This is a genomic window from Mucilaginibacter inviolabilis, from assembly GCF_011089895.1.
In the GTDB taxonomy this organism is placed as follows: domain Bacteria; phylum Bacteroidota; class Bacteroidia; order Sphingobacteriales; family Sphingobacteriaceae; genus Mucilaginibacter; species Mucilaginibacter inviolabilis.
In genome coordinates, this window is record NZ_JAANAT010000005.1 from 386843 (window position 1) to 405653 (window position 18811).

General features: G+C 42.0%; 11 protein-coding genes and 1 tRNA gene. 4 read left to right on the plus strand and 8 right to left on the minus strand.

Going from position 1 to position 18811, the window contains the following annotated elements; translation table 11 throughout:
* Positions 1 to 216 precede the first annotated feature (216 nt).
* Both G7092_RS28350 and metG read right to left on the minus strand, forming a co-directional pair.
* Positions 217 to 288 (minus strand) — tRNA-Arg (locus G7092_RS28350).
* Positions 289 to 454: 166 nt separating this feature from the next.
* Positions 455 to 2524 (minus strand): methionine--tRNA ligase, encoded by a 2070-nt coding sequence (gene metG, locus G7092_RS28355; protein ID WP_166095278.1) that lies wholly within the window; start codon positions 2522 to 2524, stop codon positions 455 to 457.
* Positions 2525 to 3025: 501 nt separating this feature from the next.
* Between metG and G7092_RS28360 the strand changes: the two genes are divergently transcribed.
* Both G7092_RS28360 and G7092_RS28365 read left to right on the plus strand, forming a co-directional pair.
* On the plus strand, positions 3026 to 3952 hold the full coding sequence (locus G7092_RS28360) for a S66 peptidase family protein (protein ID WP_166095281.1): 927 nt from the start codon (positions 3026 to 3028) through the stop codon (positions 3950 to 3952).
* A 283-nt stretch (positions 3953 to 4235) separates the two neighbouring features.
* Positions 4236 to 4643 carry a DoxX family protein gene (locus tag G7092_RS28365; RefSeq protein WP_166095283.1) on the plus strand — a complete coding sequence of 136 codons (408 nt, stop codon included), beginning with the start codon at positions 4236 to 4238 and terminating at the stop codon, positions 4641 to 4643.
* Between the two features lie 82 nt (positions 4644 to 4725).
* Here G7092_RS28365 and G7092_RS28370 read toward each other — a convergent pair whose 3' ends face one another.
* The 6 genes from G7092_RS28370 to G7092_RS28395 form a co-directional block, all read right to left on the minus strand.
* Positions 4726 to 6165: a SusD/RagB family nutrient-binding outer membrane lipoprotein gene (locus tag G7092_RS28370; protein ID WP_166095285.1), complete on the minus strand. Its 1440-nt coding sequence runs from the start codon at positions 6163 to 6165 to the stop codon at positions 4726 to 4728.
* A 5-nt stretch (positions 6166 to 6170) separates the two neighbouring features.
* Entirely contained in the window at positions 6171 to 9509 is a 3339-nt protein-coding gene (locus G7092_RS28375; protein WP_166095287.1) for a SusC/RagA family TonB-linked outer membrane protein, read from the minus strand.
* 525 nt (positions 9510 to 10034) lie between these two features.
* On the minus strand, positions 10035 to 11000 hold the full coding sequence (locus G7092_RS28380; protein ID WP_166095289.1) for a carboxypeptidase-like regulatory domain-containing protein: 966 nt from the start codon (positions 10998 to 11000) through the stop codon (positions 10035 to 10037).
* Between the two features lie 90 nt (positions 11001 to 11090).
* Positions 11091 to 11609, minus strand: coding sequence for a DUF1735 domain-containing protein (locus tag G7092_RS28385; protein WP_166095291.1), 519 nt, complete (start codon positions 11607 to 11609; stop codon positions 11091 to 11093).
* A 20-nt stretch (positions 11610 to 11629) separates the two neighbouring features.
* Positions 11630 to 13126 (minus strand): SusD/RagB family nutrient-binding outer membrane lipoprotein, encoded by a 1497-nt coding sequence (locus G7092_RS28390; RefSeq protein WP_166095294.1) that lies wholly within the window; start codon positions 13124 to 13126, stop codon positions 11630 to 11632.
* Positions 13127 to 13137: 11 nt separating this feature from the next.
* Entirely contained in the window at positions 13138 to 16383 is a 3246-nt protein-coding gene (locus G7092_RS28395; protein ID WP_166095297.1) for a SusC/RagA family TonB-linked outer membrane protein, read from the minus strand.
* Positions 16384 to 16567: 184 nt separating this feature from the next.
* Between G7092_RS28395 and G7092_RS28400 the strand changes: the two genes are divergently transcribed.
* Positions 16568 to 16900: a PadR family transcriptional regulator gene (locus G7092_RS28400; protein ID WP_166095299.1), complete on the plus strand. Its 333-nt coding sequence runs from the start codon at positions 16568 to 16570 to the stop codon at positions 16898 to 16900.
* Positions 16901 to 16924: 24 nt separating this feature from the next.
* A complete protein-coding gene (locus G7092_RS28405) occupies positions 16925 to 18598 on the plus strand; it encodes a PspC domain-containing protein (RefSeq protein WP_166095302.1) in 1674 nt (557 codons plus the stop codon).
* Positions 18599 to 18811 lie beyond the last annotated feature (213 nt).

Here is an 18811-nt window from a genome sequence, read left to right on the forward strand (position 1 = left end):
GAAGGGGGAAACTATAGGGGAAATATACCAACGAATTTACTGTCTTAGCTCAATATAATTTCCTTAATTATAATCACTCAAATAACGTTCAATCAGGAATATCAAAAGAGGTCATTTGAGTTCAAACAGCTTCAAATCCATTCAAATAAATTTCCCCTATAGTTTCCCCCTTAACGCAAAAAAGCCAGTAATTCCTCATAATTACTGGCTTCTTAGTGGTCCCGACGAGAATCGAACTCATATCTAGAGTTTAGGAAACTCCTATTCTATCCGTTGAACTACGGGACCTTTATGGATTTGCAGGATGTACATCCGCAAACAGTTTGCAAAGGTGCAAATTATCAGCGAAAAATCACACCCTCATATGCAAATTTGTTACTACCTTATCTATGCATCCGCACATCTGAAACCGCGCAGCCCCCAACGGAGTTAATCTGCATATCCGCACATCTAATTACCTGATAACCGATCCGTTATGGAATTCATCAGCCGGGGCTACAAAGCTTAGCTTGCCTGTACTGTCTTCGGCCATCAGGATCATGCCTTGCGACAGTATCCCTTTGATTTCGCGGGGTTCCAGGTTTACCAGCACACTCACCTTTTGGCCCACAATGGCTTCTGGTTCATAATATTCTGCTATGCCTGATACGATGGTTCGCTCGTCAATACCGGTATCGATGGTCAATTTAAGCAGTTTTTTGGTTTTGGCTATCTTTTCGGCCGTTAAAATGGTACCCGTGCGGATATCCATCGTGGTAAATGTTTCGTAATTGATGTTTTCTTTCGCGGGCTGTACATCGGCCGATTTTGGTGCAGCAGCTTCTTTTTTAGCCTGCAATTTTTGTAACTGACGCTCAATCACCTCATCCTCAATTTTTTCAAATAACAAGGAAGGTGGGTTTAGCTGGTGCCCATTGTTAAAATAGATCTCCTGATCATAAGGAATAACCTCATTTGGCCAGTTCAGCATGCCGATGATTTTTTTAGCGGTAGCCGGCAAAAATGGTTGCGCGCAGGTTGCCAGATGTCCTATCAACAACAGGCAGTTGTGCAAGGCCTGCTTAGCTCCTTCAGGATCTGTTTTAATGGCTTTCCAGGGCTCTTTTTCGGTCAGGTAACGATTACCCAGGCGTGCCACATCCATCACAGCCTGCAAAGCCTGACGATAGCGGTAAGCCTCCAGGTTCTTTTCTATCTCATCATAGTATCCACCTAACTCCGCATTCAGGGCTGTGTCGGTTAGCTCGATGCGATCGGTCTCTGCTTCAACCTTGCCTTCGTAAAACTTGTGCATCAGGATCATCACCCTGTTTACAAAGTTGCCTAATATGGCTACCAGTTCGTTATTGATGCGGGCCTGGTAATCTTTCCAGGTAAATTCGCTGTCGCTGGTTTCGGGTAATATCGAGGTAAGCACATAACGCAGCTCGTCCTGTTTGTTGGGTAACTCTTCCAGGTATTCGTGCAGCCAAACAGCGTGGTTGCGTGAGGTGGAGAGCTTATCCCCTTCCAGGTTCAGGAACTCGTTGGCAGGCACATTCTGTGGTAAAATATATTCGCCATGTGCATGCAATATGGAGGGGAAAGTAATACAATGGAATACGATATTATCCTTGCCAATAAAATGGATCAGGCAGGCATTGTCCTGCTCGTCGGCTTGTTTTTTCCAGTATAACTTCCAGTCTTTATTATGGTCAATAGCCCATTGTTTGGTGGCCGATATATAACCAATAGGCGCATCCATCCAAACGTATAATTTTTTGCCTTTGGCATCGGCCAGCGGCACATCGATACCCCAATCCAGGTCGCGGGTCATGGAGCGTGGTTGCAGGCCCTGTTTAAGCCATGATTTACATTGTCCAAATACGTTTACCTTCCAGCTGCCCTCTTTGGTATCTATCCATTGCTCCAGCCAGGGCTGATATTTATCCAATGGCAGGTACCAGTGCTTGGTTGGCTTTAAAACCGGTGGTTTGCCACTTAGGGTTGATACTGGATTGATCAAATCTGTCGGACTTAGCGAAGTCCCGCATTTTTCGCACTGATCGCCGTAGGCATTTTCATTATGGCAATTAGGGCAGGTACCAATGATATATCTGTCGGCCAAAAACTGGTCAAAATCTTCGTCGTAGTACTGCTCGCTTACTTTTTCAATAAACTCATCCTTTTCATACAGGTTCAGGAAAAACTCCTGCGACAGCTCATGATGTATAGGCGATGAAGTACGGTGATAAATATCAAAAGCTATCCCAAACTGCTCAAAGCTATCTTTTATCTGCTCGTGGTATTTATCTATAATAGCCTGTGGCGTAGTGCCTTCTTTTTTAGCCTTAATGGTAATGGCAGCGCCATGCTCATCAGACCCGCAAACGTATACTACATCCTTTTTTTTGAGCCTCAGATAGCGTACAAAAATATCCCCCGGGATGTATGCCCCGGCCAGGTGACCAATATGCAGCGGGCCATTAGCATACGGCAAGGCAGATGTTATAGTGAAGCGTTTGTATTTGTTGAGTTGTGACATGAAATATGCGGCAATGTAAATAAGCTGCAAAGATAATTTATTTAAGCCGGAAAGTTTGGAAGCGGCGATTTGTTTGTCCTAAATTCTTTTATCGGGCTTTGTGGGTTGCTTCGCCGGCTTGATTATGAAATTCAAACAGCCTAAAACTTTTTAAACCTTAATTTTAACACTTTTCGGCTCAAAAAACGGATAAAAATGCTTCAAAAACTCTCTAAAATTCATCCATAACCACCAATTTTAACACTTTTTAACAAATTTTTGATGGGTTTTTAAATGCTTAAAAAGTATTAAATTATTAGTATTCAAATAACTACATACCAAACGTTCGGTTTTTAGCCCTGCTTTTCCCTTCATGCAAACGGCCCCGATTACACTTTTCAAGTAATCGGGGCCGTTTGTTTCGTACTCTTAAAGATACGAAAAATGTTTGGTTTGTACAAGAGGGAGAGCCTCACCCCAACCCTCACAGCAACGAAACCAAAACTTTTATTATAATTGCTTATGGATAAACCAGTCAATGCCGTTTCTTCCGGACTCCTTCCACCTTATTTGAAAAAAGGCGATAAGATAGCGATCACTTGTCCGGCCAAGAAATTGCCCCGGCCTATGAATGATGCTGTAGCCCTGTTGCAATCATGGGGGCTGGAAGTGGTTTTAGGCGATACTGTAAGCGCCTCTTATCACCAGTTTGCCGGCGACGATGACCTCCGCGCCCATGATCTGCAACGTTTTATTAACGATGACAGCATCAAGGCCATCATAGCCGCACGTGGCGGTTATGGTACCATCCGGATGATCGATAAAGTTGATTTTAGCCATTTTGCTCAAAATCCCAAATGGCTCATCGGCTTTAGCGATATTACCGTGTTGCATACCCATCTGTTTGCCAACTACGGAGCTCAAACCATACATGGACAAATGCCGGTTAATATTCCCGATGCGTCTAAACATTCGCTGGATACACTGCGCATGGCCCTGTTTGGCGAAACTTTAAACTATAACTATCATGCCCACGGCTTAAACCGCAGCGGCGAAGGTTCGGGCATCTTGGTGGGCGGTAATTTATCTTTGCTGATAAGTGTATCCGGCTCGGTATCCGACATCGACTATAGCGGCAAAATATTATTTATAGAGGATGTAGGTGAATATCTTTACTCGGTTGACCGGATGCTGCGCAACCTGAAACGAGCAGGCAAACTTGCCCAACTCGCGGGCCTCGTTGTAGGCGGCTTTACCGATATGAAGGATAACGACATCCCTTTTGGCCAAACTGTACCCGAAATTGTAATGGACATTGTACGGGAGTATGATTACCCCGTATGTTTTGATTTCCCGGCCGGGCACATCCCAGATAATTGCAGTTTAATATTTGGTAAAGAAGCTCGGTTAGCTGTACATGGGCAGGAAGTAAGCTTAAAGTTTGTTTGACTCGTTTTTTTAATATCGAACACTGAATTTCCAATATCGAATGATGAATGGAAAAATCGATGTTGGATATTCAAATTCGATGTTATTTCGTCTGAAGTGCGAAAGGATCTATACAAGCGGCATAAACCGGCAATGATGCAGAAACCCCTTCCTTCCCTTCCCGAGGGAAGGAATCGCACGGGCTCGGGCTTTTGCTCGTCATACCCATTTCCGTCCTGAAAGTATTTTTTATATATTAAAACCAAATTTCAACCCTATTAAACAAAACTTACCATTATAATTTATGGCGATACTGAGCAATTTAAGCAATTACAAAAATTTTGGTCTTTTGATTGTCCGCCTGGGGCTGGGCATCACTTTTATTTTTTATGGCTATCCTATGCTGATGGGTGGCGTAAGCGGCTGGAAAGATCTTGGTCATTCTACCAGATACATCGGCATACATTTTTGGCCCTTAGTATGGGGGTTTCTGGCGGCCGCTACCGAAGCTTTCGGCGGCTTTTTGCTCATCATTGGTTTTGCTTTTCGCCCGGTATGTATATTGATGGTATTAACGCTTATTGTAGCCGCAGCTACCCACCTGGGTAAAGGCGAAGGATTGATGGGCGCCTCGCACGCTATAGAGGATGCCATCATATTCGCAGGGCTTTTATTTGTTGGCCCGGGTAAATACAGTGTGGATAAGAAATAAGCAGTTTTATTTTGAGCTGCAACAAAAAAGGGATTTGCCATGATGGCAAATCCCTTTTTTATGATTTACATGTTAAACCTAATTATTTAGGCATAGCATTTTTATCAAAAAACAACCTGGTGGTTACCACATCACCGCCAATGGCCGCTGATGCTGCTTTATAGTTAGCAGGGTTTACGTTGGCTTCATCAACCGGATATTTAAACCTAACCGGGAAATCACTGAAAGCACCCGTTGCCGGTTTATAAAGCACAGGAAAATCGAGCCTGCGGGTTTCGATCCAGGCATCCCAGCCCCTGTTAAAATTAGCAACCCATTTTTGGGTAGCCAGGTTATTGGTGCTGTATGGGTTAGCTGCTATAAAAACAGTAGCATCTCCGGCCTTCCAATAATCAAACGAAGCCTGAACACCTTTTGTATAATAAACGGCAGCGGTACTTCCATTAGTAATCAGGTTCTTTGCTTTTGCTTCTGCTAAATAAAATGAAACTTCTGCATAATCAAGCAATAAACCAGGTGCAGTAGCTGCTGTTACAACAGAACCAACATGCGAAAAGCTTTCATAGTTTGCTTTCACACCAGGATCGGCACCTAAATATATTCCCGGATCGTTAGTTGTTGCTTTATAAAGTGTAAAATATTTGGATGCGCGAGGGTCAAGTACTCCGTTACTGTTATTAAGCTGTTTAACCAATGTAGCACATGCTACAAAATCATTTCTACCGCTTTGTACAAGGTCAACCCATATTGGGTTGGTATTTGGTGTTGCAGCCAGGTAAACCAATGTAGCATTATCTGCATTATCAGTAAAAACACCCGCGTCAAATGCTGACTGGGCTGTTGTTTTGGCTAGAGCCGCGTCATAATCGGCAATGGTCATACCCATTTTTAATTTAAATGAGTTGGCAAATTTTTTCCACTTGGTAATATCACCGCCGTAAATAATATCAGCGCCACCCAAACTGGCAGTACCACTTAATGCGGCAATATCGGCATCCAGGCGTTTTAACAGATCTTTATAAATGGTTGCCGCGTCATCATATTTAGGGAAGTTGTTTTTAGAATCAAATGCCTGTGAATAAGGCACATCGCCAAACGTGGTAACCAAATAATAAAAAGAATAAACCTGTAAAATATCCGCAATAGCAATATCATTCTTTTTTACAACATCTCCCACTACGGTAGGATCACCGGGAATGATGTCTTTAGCTAATTTTAAATTGTTGAGCACATCACGGAATAAGCTACCCCACATTTGCCTGTTGATGTTACGGGTATCAAAGTTGTACAAACTTTCGTCGTTATAAGTAGTTTCCTGCCATTGCTGCTCTACCAGCCTGAAAACATTATTATTTACGTTGGCAGATGTAAGGGCGTTTGAAAGCACCCGCTCAGCCTGTGTAATTAATGTTGGCGCCGGTACGGTAGGGAAGAGCTTAGGGTTGGTATTCAGATTTTCAAAATCCTTTTTGCATGCTCCCAGCATAACCAGCGGAAGCAGTGCCCATATATATTTTTTCATGTTGGTTAAAATCTTACTTTTAGGTTTAAGGTAAACATTCTGGCAGTTGGGAAAGCGCCGCTTTGATAACCTTGAAGGTTACCTGCGCTCAGGGTTTCTTCAGGATCTGCGTACGGAAGATTTTTATGGATGATCCATAAGTTTCTGCCGCTTACTGCCAGATCTACACCTTTAATTGGGCCCCATTTAGATGTCACGCTTTGAGGGAACGAATAATTCAATGACGCTTCGCGCAGTTTCACATAACTCGCATCATAAACAAAAGCAGCAGCCGGGTTGTGCTCATAGCCATATAAGCCGGTAGCATCATTCCGTACCCTGATTTTATTTTTGCTGCCATCTGCCGCAATACCCTGTATAATTACCCCGCCACCTGTAGCAAGCGAGTTTCTTGATGGGTTACCCAGATCATTGTTGCCAACGGTTTCAGGATATAAACCTGTATCCATGCCGTAATAGTTATCTAACGAGAACACGCTGCCACCTTTACGGATATCGATCAGGAAGGATAAAGTAAAGTTTTGAACACGTACAGAGTTGGTAATACCACCAATCCAATCCGGATTAATATTACCAATGGTACTGGTGCTTGATGATTGTTTATAATAACCTGCATTATCGCCGGTTTGGTCAACCACCCGGCCACCATCTTTATTCACGTATGGTTTCCCGTTAATATCGGTATATGCAGTACCGCGAATATCGCCATAAGGACGACCCAACGTAGCGTTCAATGATACACCACCCTGGAATGACGCCAGCAACAGGTTTGTTGCCTGCTGGCCGGTTGGATCTACATAAAGCGATAAAACCTTATTGTTGTTTTTGGTGAAGTTAACACCAACTTTCCAGGTTACCAGCTTGCTGCTTATCGGGGTACCATTTAAGGAAACCTCAATACCTTTGTTTTGCAGCGTACCGGAGTTAATATAGGTAGCATCATAACCGGTAGCTCTTGACAAAGCCACAGGCAAAAGCTGATCGCTGGTTTTAGACTCATAATAAGTGAAATCAAAACCTAAACGGCTGTTGAAAAACTGCATTTCTAAACCGGCCTCTTTTGATTTTGAACGCTCAGGTTTTAAGGTAGCATTGTTTTGAACAACGCCGATAAAAGACTGCGGATTTGAGCCAAACGGCGTACCAAAAGAATAAAAGTTTTTGGTAAGAAAAGGCTGACCGCCATTACCCACTTCGGCGTAGTTAACCCTTACTTTACCATATGACAACCACTCATATTGTTTAAGCAGTTCTGAAAAGGTAAAACCTAAATTAACAGATGGATAATAGAATTTATTACTGTAAGATGGTAAAGACGAAGAAACGTCACGGCGTAATGTTCCATCCAAAACCACCATTTTTTTCCAGGTAAAGGTGGCGCCTGCAAATAAGCCATCTACTTCTTGCCTGATATCGTTTTCGGTAGGAGCAGCCGGTGCATTTTTAGAGTTAGCCAAAGCATAAACATTCGGGATAATTAAACCGCCGTTAGTGGCTGCCGAAATTAACTCATAACGATTTTTGCGGATGTTAAGACCTAACAACCCTTTAAAATTCAAATCGTTATTAATGTTTTTGTCAACCGTTGCCAGGAAGTCTAAATTGGTTTCGTTAAAATTGATGTTTCTCCGGGTATAGCTGGATACGCCCTGTGAACCAAAAGCGCGTCTTTCTTCCTGTATCATGCTTGAATTATCAACAGTCACCCGTCCTAATAAATTCAACCAATCGTTAACCTTGTAATTTAAGTTCACATTACCAAAATAGTGGTGGCGCCTGTCGGTTTCATAATTTTGGTAACGGGTAAAGTATGGGTTGTCCTGGAAATTCGGAACCAGGTTGGTTGGGCTTTTCCAGTTCCAGGTGATATCTTTTCCACCCGATGCAAAATAGGCATCTTTTTGGGCCTTAATATCGGTATTCATCTGCCACCATTGCCTAAAGTTGCGCACAACATTTTCGGTCTGATAACCACTGCCATAGCGGCCAAGACCATCGGTACGGGTGTAATTAATGCTTCCGCCAGCTGTTAACTTGCTGGTAATTTTGTAGGTACTTGCAAAATCAACACTGTTTTTTAATTCATTACTATTGGGTAAAAAACCAGTTTGATTATTGCGGGTATAACCTAATTTGAAAGTACCGTTTTCGCCGCCATTGGTAATAAATAAGCTCTGGTTATTGGTTACCGGGTGAACAAAAAAAGTAAGCGGGTCATTGGCCGCTGCAACCCATGGTGTTGCCTTTCCAAAATTGGGAGAAGTGGACACAAATGAATCCCATTGGTAAACCTTTAAATTAGGATCAAACCGGTGACCGTAAGAGGCATCTTCATGCATTGGAGCAACCAGGTCAGGAACGCCATCGCCATTAACATCCTGTGTCAGGAAATAACCGCTCGGGTCAATTCCTTTTTTATCATTATAAATTGGGCCGTAGCCTGCGCCATACTCATGCTGGTAGGTTGGTAACGTTGATTTATCAACAGCACCAAAACCAACACTACTGTTAAAAGTAATACCTAAACCTTTGCCTGGTTTTTTAGTAGTGATCATGATTACACCGTTGGCACCAATGGACCCGTACAAAGCGCTGCCCGCAGCGCCTTTAAGTACCGTAACTGATTCAATGTCATCCGGGTTAATATCTGAAATAGGCGATCCATAGTCGTAACCACCTCTGCCTGTTTCAACAGTACCGGCGTTACCGGATGTATTAGTACCTGTACCACCGGCGCCGGCATTGTTACTCCCGCCATTGCCAGAACCCGGGCCACCATTATTCATCGGTACACCATCAACAACAAATAGTGCCTGGTTATTACCTAATAATGATTTTGTACCCCTTAAAACCACGTTGGTTGAACCGCCTAACGCGTTGTTTTGCCTGATCTCTAAACCAGCAACTTTACCAGAAAGGCCGCTTACAAAGTTTGAGCCACGCTGCTTGCTTACCTCATCGCCGGTAACCTGCTGGGCTGCATAGGCCTGCTGGTTACGGTTACGGCTTAAGCCTAATGCGCCGGTTACTATAACCTCGCCCAATTGCTTGCTGGACATGGTAAGCCTTACGTTTACTACAGGCCCTTTTACCTGTACCTCTTGTGTGGCATAGCCAATAAAGCTAATAACCAGTGTTGAACCATCCGGAACACTTAACGTGTATTTTCCGTTGGTGCCGGTTTGGGTACCGGTTGTTGTTCCTTTTACCTTAATGGTAACTCCCGGGATTGGCAGGCCGTCTTCCAGGCCTGTAACCGTACCGGTAACTGCACGATTTTGTGCAAATGTTTGTGTAATTGATAACAGCAGGAAACACAAACTTACTAGTAGAAGTTTTTTCATTTTTGTGATAAGATCTGTTAATAGTTAATACTATGTGAATTGCAGGGTTGTATTATAATATATTTTGCAGAAAATCATAACACAACGAGAGGCTATATTACGTAAAATATTATAAAAGACTGATTATTTTTTTAAATTATTTGCCTTTATTTATTGCATATATCATCTATAATGTCTACCTTATATCTATTTTATTCAATTGTTTTGGGCGATGATATTTTTGTGTAAAATAAACACTTAGACAGGCATTGTATGCTTTGGAGAATGCCCTTTATTTACAGCGCTATTGCTTATCAACCCAGACAAATACCGGGTGAAAAAGAAGTGATTAATGGTTGATGACTAAAAAACCAATCATTTTATATTGCGGAAACGCAGCTTTACCATTTGGTTAAATTCAAACCGGTACGATTGAAATAAACTACGTCTCTATCCCTGGAGCAAAATATCAGGAGAACGGATTTTGACTAAATAAAAAAGGCCGGCGTATTAAAATACGCCGGCCTTTTTTATTTAGTAGCTGGATCACTTATTATTCAAATAATCTCCCAGGTCCTTCAGGTAAGCATCGTTAATATCGTCGTCGCCATGCTCTTTATTAAAAGCTTTAATTTTATCGGCTTCGGCGGCCAGTACTGTTTTTATCGATTTGCTCTTTAACTCCACCGGCTGCAATTGCTTGGTTTTTACGTTCCATATAAAATAGTGGTTTTCGTCAACATATTCATCGTAGTTATTGCCCGATGAGGTGATACCATTGGTGGTAAAATTGGCTTTAATCAATTTACAGGTAAGCAACCGGTATATCTTGTATTTATCACCAGATGACAATACCATGCTGTAATGCTTGGGATCAATAGCAGGCACACTTTCAAAATCGTAAAAAGCACCACCTTCGTCAACAATGGTAAATGCCTTTACCTCCTGCTTATCGGCCGCAAAAACCGCACGCTGGTCGCGGGTAAACAACAGGTCGCTCATGGTTTTATCATAGTTAAAGAAATAATCGCTGCTTTGTATTAAAGAGTCGGTATAACTTATGGCAAAGCCACGCATCCATTTTTCTGAAAGGAAACGGCTCCCGTGCAATCCTTCATTCACCCGCACATAATCAGACACCCGGGTTACTGCCACCCCCAGATCGGGTTTAAAAATATCGGTTGAGGTAGAAGTGCTCAGCGGTTTCCCGTTGCTATGTTCAGCTATACCCTGCTCCATTACCACATTAACGGTAGTTTTATTATTAACCGGGATGGCCACATCCTTAAAGCCGGTAACTGATGCAACTATTTTTGACGCAGGATCGACCTTAAAGCTAAAACTGCCTAAAAGATCGGTCATGGTAGCGTAGCTATGCTGCGAGTCCCTTAAAAAAACAAATGGTAAGGGCTTGCCTTGCTGATCATTCACGGTACCGCTTACGGTAATAGTTTGCGCATGAGTAATAGCACTCATGAGAATAGGCAACAGGTAGATGAATATTCTTTTCATAATATAAAAATAATTTTCTCATACAAAAACAGCGGATATGTTTTTTAGTACACATCCGCTGTTTTATTGTTTTATTATATTCCGCTTTTACTATTTAGCTGAAAAAGTGTATATAATAGTTTTGTAGTTCGGATTAATACCTTGTCCACCACCATTGGCAATACTAATTGGTAAAGCATATGACTGGGTCAAATCAATTAATGACGAATTAGTTACAATAGTCATAATTGCCTGCCTCTGACCGGCAGGTATAGATAAATTAAGGCTTTGTATGGCATAATCTGCAGCCGGCAACAACACATAATTTTTATTGTTTGCAGTATTGTATGCGGTAAGTGCAGCCTGGTCAATAGCCATGGTTACCGATGTAGCCGAGCTACTAGTTTGGGCACCTGCAAGGTTAACCGTTAATGTGAATGATTCCTGGGTTTTTGTTTTATCAATTGCTACTCCCTGCGTAGGCCCGTTAGTGGCAACTGCAGGTATCTCCAATGATCCCTTTGCATTGGTAAAGTCAACTGTCGTATTGTTATCCTTAAGGCACGAGCTTAATAAACTCAATACCGCTAAAGATGCAAAAGCAGTTTTTATATATTTTAATGTTTTCATTTTCTTTTGGTTTTGAATTATTATTTCGCCCAGAATATTTTTGAATTAAATTTATCAATGGTTCCCTGAGCACCAACGTTAGTTGCATTGGTTGAGTATACTACAACAGGATAAAAAATGCGGGTAACCTGATTTGGCGCTGTTACTCCGGGATAAATCGACAGTGGGATATCATCAGGATAACCTGTTCTGCGCAGCTCATTGAATGCCTCTAATGAACCGTAGCCTTCTAAAGCTGCCCATTTTTGCACAATGATTGCTTTTTGCTGAGCTGCAAAGCTACCGGCTGCCGGGTATGCTATAGCAGTCTGGCCATAATAAGTTGTAGCCTGTGCTGCAGTTAAGCCATCATCAACAAATGAAGCGGTAATACCTGCATTATACAATGTAGCCGCGTTGCCGGTAATATATCCTGCCGCTGCACCCTCAGCCTGTAAAAACAAGGCCTCGGCACTTGACATAATCACGGCAGGCATAGTTGCCGATTTAATAACACCCGGACCAAACTTACTTGGTGTTTGCTGTCCCGGGATAGTTACGGTACCACCAAATGCACTACCAATAACATCACCATTAGGATTTGGCGCGTATACCTGTTTCAAACGAGGGTCATTATTGTTTCTGAAAAAAAGAATGCTGTACTGGTTGGCCTGGTATTGCTGATTATTGGTTTGCCCTGCACCACCTTGTGTATAACCATAGTTCAGATAAAGCGGGCTTTGCTGACCACCCTGAGCATCAGAGCTGATGTAGCCGGGATTTACCCTTGCATCTACAGTGGCATCCAGATAGCCTTCTGCAGCTGTTGCAGCAACAGCTGCCTTTAAAGCTGTAGTTTTAGCTGCAATGTTTGATTGACGAAGCGCTATCCTTAACTTCAGGGTATTGGCAAATTTTTTCCACTTGGTCATATCACCTTTAAACATAATATCAGCAACACCCGGGTTTAAATCGGCAGCTGTTGCTCCTTTAATTAAGGCAATAGAAGCATCAAGCTGTTTCAACAGGTCGTCATAAATAGCCGAACCAGTATCAAACGCCGGGGTCAGGTTTTTAGTCCCTTGTAAAGCCTGGCTGTACGGTACGTTATTGTAGTTATCAACCAATTGCTGAAAACCAACAACAGTCATGATCTTTGCAATAGCGGTATAATTTGCCCCGCTGTTTGATCCGATGATGGCGTTATAGTTTGACAGGTTGTTATACAGTGGTGACCATACATCAAAATCGCCGGTTGTAAATTGATACTGATCGATATTTGAAAACACCTGGTAACCGGTGCTTCGGCTTAAATAACCTACCCACACACAATATTGAATATAATAGCTACGGTTACTGGTGCTTGTTGCACCATTTAAAATACCGGCGGTTGTTTTTAACGCTCCCGATAAAAGGAGGTTTGGCGCCGCTACCGACGGCGTGTTGGGGTTGTTCGTTAACTCGCCCAGGTAGTCTTTCTTGCAACTACTTCCAGTGATTACAAGTGCGGTTAATATAATTGAGAGATACTTTTTCATTTGCTTAGTTATTAGAATGTAACATTAAGAGATGCTCCGAAGAAACGGGTTGGAGGCAATTGATAGGTATTAACTAATCCGGTTGCGTTACCTGACACAGCAGAATACTCAGGATCTGTAAATTTCTGACCTTTTGGCCTTAACATTAACAAGTTTCTACCTATCAGCGCAAATGATGCTCTTTTTATAAAATTAGTTTTCCTTGCCCACTGAGAAATATCAAAGCTCAGGTTAGCTTCACGTAATTTCCAGAAATCACCGCTTCTGGTATAAGCAGAAACTGATGAGTAAAAGGCGCCCGCATTCCAGAATCCCTGGTTACCATCGGCAACAGTTACACCTGTATTTGGCACGTAAGTATTGGGGCCGGTTTGGATAACAGAGTTAGGAAATACAAAACGCTGACGATCTGCCTGCGCCGAGAAACCAGAAACACCGGCAGCTGTTGCAGATTGCAAAGCGCCATTATAAAATACATATCCGCTACGGAACTCACTTACTGCAGTAAGCGTAATGAATTTATAGCTGAAGGTTTGCGTTAAACCTAATATATATTTAGGTGTAGTACGACCTAAGTTTACCAGATCTGATTTTGCAGACGGATAGCCCGTTTTTGGGTCAACTATTACATTACCATTAGGGTCACGGTTAACATCGGTACCATATAATACCGGGAAAGGCTGCCCAACACGTGCCTGGATAAATGCAGAACCAACAGATGCTAAAGTTACAGTAGGTGTTCCGTTGATAAGTGATTTAACCAATGAGTTTTGGATAGCCAGGTTACCACCTAAGTTTAAACCAAAGCCGTTATCTTCTTTGGTAAGTACTGTCAGGTCCAGTTTAAACTCATGACCTGTATTTTGAACCTCACCAACGTTAACAACAGCATTTGAATAGCCTGTTTCCGGAGCGGTTACAATAGATAAAGTTTGGTTGGTTGTATTACTCTTATAATAAGTATAGCTGAAATTGATACGGCTGTTAAGGAAGCTCAGATCGGTACCAAATTCAATTTCCCTGGTTTTTTCAGGCTTTAAGTTTGCATTGTTTAATGTTGTTCCTAAAGATAAACCACCGGTATTGCCGTATGGGAAACCAGAAGTTGGGCTGTAGGTATTAACCGTGCTGTAAGGGGTGGTGTTAATTGCACCTACCTGGCTAAATGAAGCCCTTAATTTACCATAGTTAAGTACGTGGTTGTTTTTCAAAGCAGGGATAGCTTCGGTAAAGATGAATGATCCCTTTACAGATGGGTACCAGAATGAACGAATACCATTGGCAAGCCTGGAGTCATGATCATTACGTATGGTTCCTTCAATAAAGGCAAAATCTTTATAACCAATGTTCAGGTCGGCAAAATAGCCAATCTGGCGGATCTTGTCGGTTAACTGGCCTGTTGTTGGCGTACCTAAAATACTGCCTATGTTATAGAAATCTTTAACCAGCAGGTTGGTGCTGCTATTTGAAGTTTGGTTAAGATATGCCTGCCAAAGGCTGCTACCTAACAATAAACTTGTTTTAAAATCATTAAAGAAGTTTTTATGAAAGGTTAAAAAGAAATCCTGTTGTAAACGGGAGTAACCTTGTGGCCCTATCTGATTTGTACCTACAGGAGTTATTGAACCATCACCAAATTGGGTAATGTTTTGAACCTGGCCTGGGATAATTCCAGTTGAACCTCCGTAAGCCTGTCCCTCAGTTCCGTAACCACCGGTTGGGTCGCTCATGGCATATTTACTGAAGTTAACCTGGGCGCGTCTGAATTGTTGTTGAGCCGTACCAAAGTTACCAGATAAACGATAGCTCGCATCTAACCATTTGGTTGGTGAAAGCAAAGCGCCAAAGCTACCGTTGAAGTGGTCGCTGCGGGTATCCACACGGTCGTTCTGGATGATCCAGTATGGATTTACGCCATAAGAGTTAAAATAAGTATTTACATCGGCAAAGGGGGCATTGATATCTTTAAATTTAGTCAATGGCACCCATGATGGGGTATTAAAAATGGCGCTATATAATGAACGGCCACCATCTAAAGTAGATCCGTCAAAACCGCCGTTACCTTCAACATTCTGATATGACTGAACATAGCTGGCGGTGAAATCCAGTTTGAATTTACCATAAGTTTTAGCAGCTGATACACGAACGCTTGTTCTTTTAAATTTCTGCCCTGGAATTACACCTGTTTTGAAAAGGTGGTTGGCCGAAAAGTTAAAGCTGTTATTAGCATCACCCTGCGAATAAGAAAGGTTATTCTCTTCACCGTGACCAGTATTAAAGAAGGCTTTTCTTGGATCTGTTGAAGGTGTTGAGTAGGGATAGCTTTGAATAGTACCATCCTGCAATGGGATACCCAATTGCTGCATATGCCCGTCATAAGCAGGGCCGTATGATTGGTTTTCAAAAGAGGCTGGAGTTGTTATAAAACCGGTAATAGGATCCTGGAATGGCGGCCCTTCACCTCCGTAGCTACCAAACTTGGTTTGAAGATCTGGGAAGTAAGCAATTTTTTCCAGTAAATAGGTATTGGTATAGCTTACCGAAGGAGCGCCTGTTGAACTACCTTTTCTGGTAGTAATGATTAACGCACCATTTGACGCATCCGAACCGTAGAGTGCAGCAGCACCGGCACCATTCAACACGTTTACTGATTCGATATCATCAGGGTTTATGGTATTAACCTCGTTAGGTGAAATTGGCGTACCATTCAAAACAACCAAAGCGTAGTTGTTACCTAAAATGTGACGGTTACCGCGTAAGGTAAAACGGGTTTGAGGGTTAACACCGTTATCTAGGGTACTTACAACCAAACCGGCAACTTTTGCCGTTAAACCATTGGTAAAGTTGGTTGCCTTGGCCTCGGTTAATGTTTTGCTACTAATAGTAGTGGCCGCTGCCCCCTGCTCTTTAGCCTGGCGTTTAATACCCAACGCTCCTGTTACCACAACCTCACCCAAAGATTTGCTTGATGTTTCAAGAGATACATTGATTACGCTTCCTCCAGCGGCCCTTTCAATTGGCGAATAGCCAATAAAAGAGAAGATCAATGTTGCGCCATGAGGAACGTTTAAGGTGAATTTACCATTTGCGCCGGTTTGGGTTCCAACTGTGGTCCCTTTTACCTTTACTGATACTCCTGGGAGGGGTAGGCCGTCATCTTTGGCCGTAACCGTACCAGTAACTGTACGGTTTTGTGCAAATACCTGTGTAATAGACAACAACAGAATGCACAAACTTGCTAGTAGAAGTTTTTTCATTTCGTTAATAATAAGATCAGTTAATAGTTAATTAATCATAAAAGTAATGTTACATTATCAAAAAGTCAAGTTAAATCTGATAAATGCATGACTTTTTTTTAAAAAACTTAATTTCTAACAATAATATTAATAATTATAGTACTATGTATTGCATAATACAATTTAAAACATATATCTTTGTATTATGATTGTAGAAAACACACAAACCCAAATGAGGAAAGGCATACTGGAGTACTGCATTCTTTCCATCATAGCTAAGGGCGAAATATATGCATCAGACATCATTGCTGAATTAAAAAAAGCCCAACTACTTGTAGTTGAGGGCACTCTGTACCCTCTGCTAACCCGTTTAAAAAATAATGGCCTGCTCACTTACAACTGGGTGGAGTCTGTTTCGGGCCCGCCGCGAAAGTATTATGTGCTATCGGACGAAGGAAAAATTGTACTGGAACAGCTGGATAAAACCTGGCAGGAGTTGGTTTATGCCGTGCAAACCGCCATTGGCGAGAGAAAATAAAAACCTATAAAAAAATCACAGATCATGAATAAAACTATCATCATAAATATAAATGGCATCGTATTTCATATAGAAGAGGATGCTTACGAGGTACTTAAAGCTTATATGACCGACGTAAAACGTCATTTTTCGTCGTCGGCCGACAGTTTGGAGATAACTACCGACATTGAAAACCGTATTGCCGAAATGTTTAACGAAATATTGGCCAACCAAAACAAACAGGTTATTGTAGAAGCTGATGTTAAAGTGGTTGTTGAGCAAATGGGCTCGGTTGAAGATTTTGAATCGGCGGATGATGACACTAAACCAGCCGGCAGTAATCCATTTAGTTACAATACAGAACGACGCAGACTTTTCCGCGACCCGGACGATCACCTGGTGAGCGGGGTTGCCGCAGGTATTGCCAATTATTTTGACATCCCGGCCGTATGGGTAAGGCTGGCTTTCGCCCTATCATTAATTTTTGCAGGCAGCGGACTTATATTATATGCTATACTATGGATTGTAGTACCAAAGGCCACCACCCGGGCCGACCGGATGGCCATGAAAGGCGAAAAACAAGATCTGAAAGGTTTTAAAAGGAACTTTGAAGATGAGATGAGCATGGTAAAAGAAAACCTTTCCAATTTCCGCCAGGAGGCCCGCCCGTTTGTTTATAAAGTGCGTGATTTTCTGGGCGATTTTTTTACTCACCTGGGTACATTTTTAAGAGGTACCGGAAGTTTGTTGGGTAAACTCATCGGGCTTGCCATTTTATTAACCTCCTTTGGGTTGGCCATTGCGCTTATTATAGTGTTTGTGGGTTTTATTGCTTTTGGCAAAACAGATATTTACCATATATTCCCTTTTAACATTGTTAACGAGGATACCAATACGGTATTCCTTTTTGGTGGTTTCCTGCTTTTGGCTATACCTTTATTAACCCTTATATTGGTTACCATTGGCTTTTTATTCAAAAACGCCACTTTTAACCGCTCCATTGGCACTACCTTATTATGTGTATGGTTGGCCTCGCTGGGAGCAGTTGTGTATTATGGAGCAAGGGCTTCTGCCGATTTTAAGGAGGGTGCTAAACTGAGCAAAACCATCAACATCAAGGCAACCCCTAACAACACCTATTATTTACAGCTTAACGATGCCAAATATTTAAGTAATGAGGATAGCACCCGCCTGCGTATTAAAGAACGGTTTAATGGTATGGTTATCCTTGATGATGATTATAATGGCGATGATTTTGATCACCAGGATCGTGTGCACATCGATATAGAAAAAAGTGATATACCCCAACCGGTTCTTGTTGAATCATTTACCGCCAGGGGCCGTACTGATGAAGACGCACTGATCAACGCCCACAATATCAGTTATCGCTTTATACAAAAAGACTCGGTATTAAAATTTGACCGCCATCTGGAAAGACTTGGACGTGCGATGTGGCGCGGACAGGAGGTGCACCTGACCTTGAAAGTTCCGTTGAATGCCAAATTGGTTATTGATGGCAAGCTTGACCGCAACCTTGATCTTAACTTATATAACTGCGGTAGGGATAATACACCAAAAAATCCGGCTGGTTCTGTATACGTTATGGCTACTGATGGGCTACAATGCAAAATTGACACCGCAGCAAAAGCTGCCGCTGCAAAAGCAGATAGTATAAAAAACCATTTAGTGCCTGATACTGCAAAAACTCAGGACCAGTAAACTACTCAACCTATCATTGTATAAATGAGCGCTTTGATAAAATACATAGGCCTGCTAATATTTAGCGGGCTTATTGTTCCCTTTTGCAATACTCATATTACCGATAAACTATTATCAAAAAAGTATACGCAGCCCTTTAATATCTTATTTAAAGTAAACAGCCCAGACTCATTAAAAACCAACAGGTAATTTATAATTGGTATCAAACTAATC

Bases quoted from the DNA above. Each gene is read 5' to 3' on its own strand.
- G7092_RS28405 (WP_166095302.1), top strand. From the start codon at position 16,925: ATGAATAAAACTATCATCATAAATATAAATGGCATCGTATTTCATATA.
- G7092_RS28380 (WP_166095289.1), bottom strand. From the start codon at position 11,000: ATGAAAAGAATATTCATCTACCTGTTGCCTATTCTCATGAGTGCTATT.
- G7092_RS28365 (WP_166095283.1), top strand. From the start codon at position 4,236: ATGGCGATACTGAGCAATTTAAGCAATTACAAAAATTTTGGTCTTTTG.
- G7092_RS28375 (WP_166095287.1), bottom strand. From the start codon at position 9,509: ATGAAAAAACTTCTACTAGTAAGTTTGTGTTTCCTGCTGTTATCAATT.
- G7092_RS28370 (WP_166095285.1), bottom strand. From the start codon at position 6,165: ATGAAAAAATATATATGGGCACTGCTTCCGCTGGTTATGCTGGGAGCA.
- metG (WP_166095278.1), bottom strand. From the start codon at position 2,524: ATGTCACAACTCAACAAATACAAACGCTTCACTATAACATCTGCCTTG.
- G7092_RS28390 (WP_166095294.1), bottom strand. From the start codon at position 13,126: ATGAAAAAGTATCTCTCAATTATATTAACCGCACTTGTAATCACTGGA.
- G7092_RS28360 (WP_166095281.1), top strand. From the start codon at position 3,026: ATGGATAAACCAGTCAATGCCGTTTCTTCCGGACTCCTTCCACCTTAT.
- G7092_RS28395 (WP_166095297.1), bottom strand. From the start codon at position 16,383: ATGAAAAAACTTCTACTAGCAAGTTTGTGCATTCTGTTGTTGTCTATT.
- G7092_RS28400 (WP_166095299.1), top strand. From the start codon at position 16,568: ATGATTGTAGAAAACACACAAACCCAAATGAGGAAAGGCATACTGGAG.
- G7092_RS28385 (WP_166095291.1), bottom strand. From the start codon at position 11,609: ATGAAAACATTAAAATATATAAAAACTGCTTTTGCATCTTTAGCGGTA.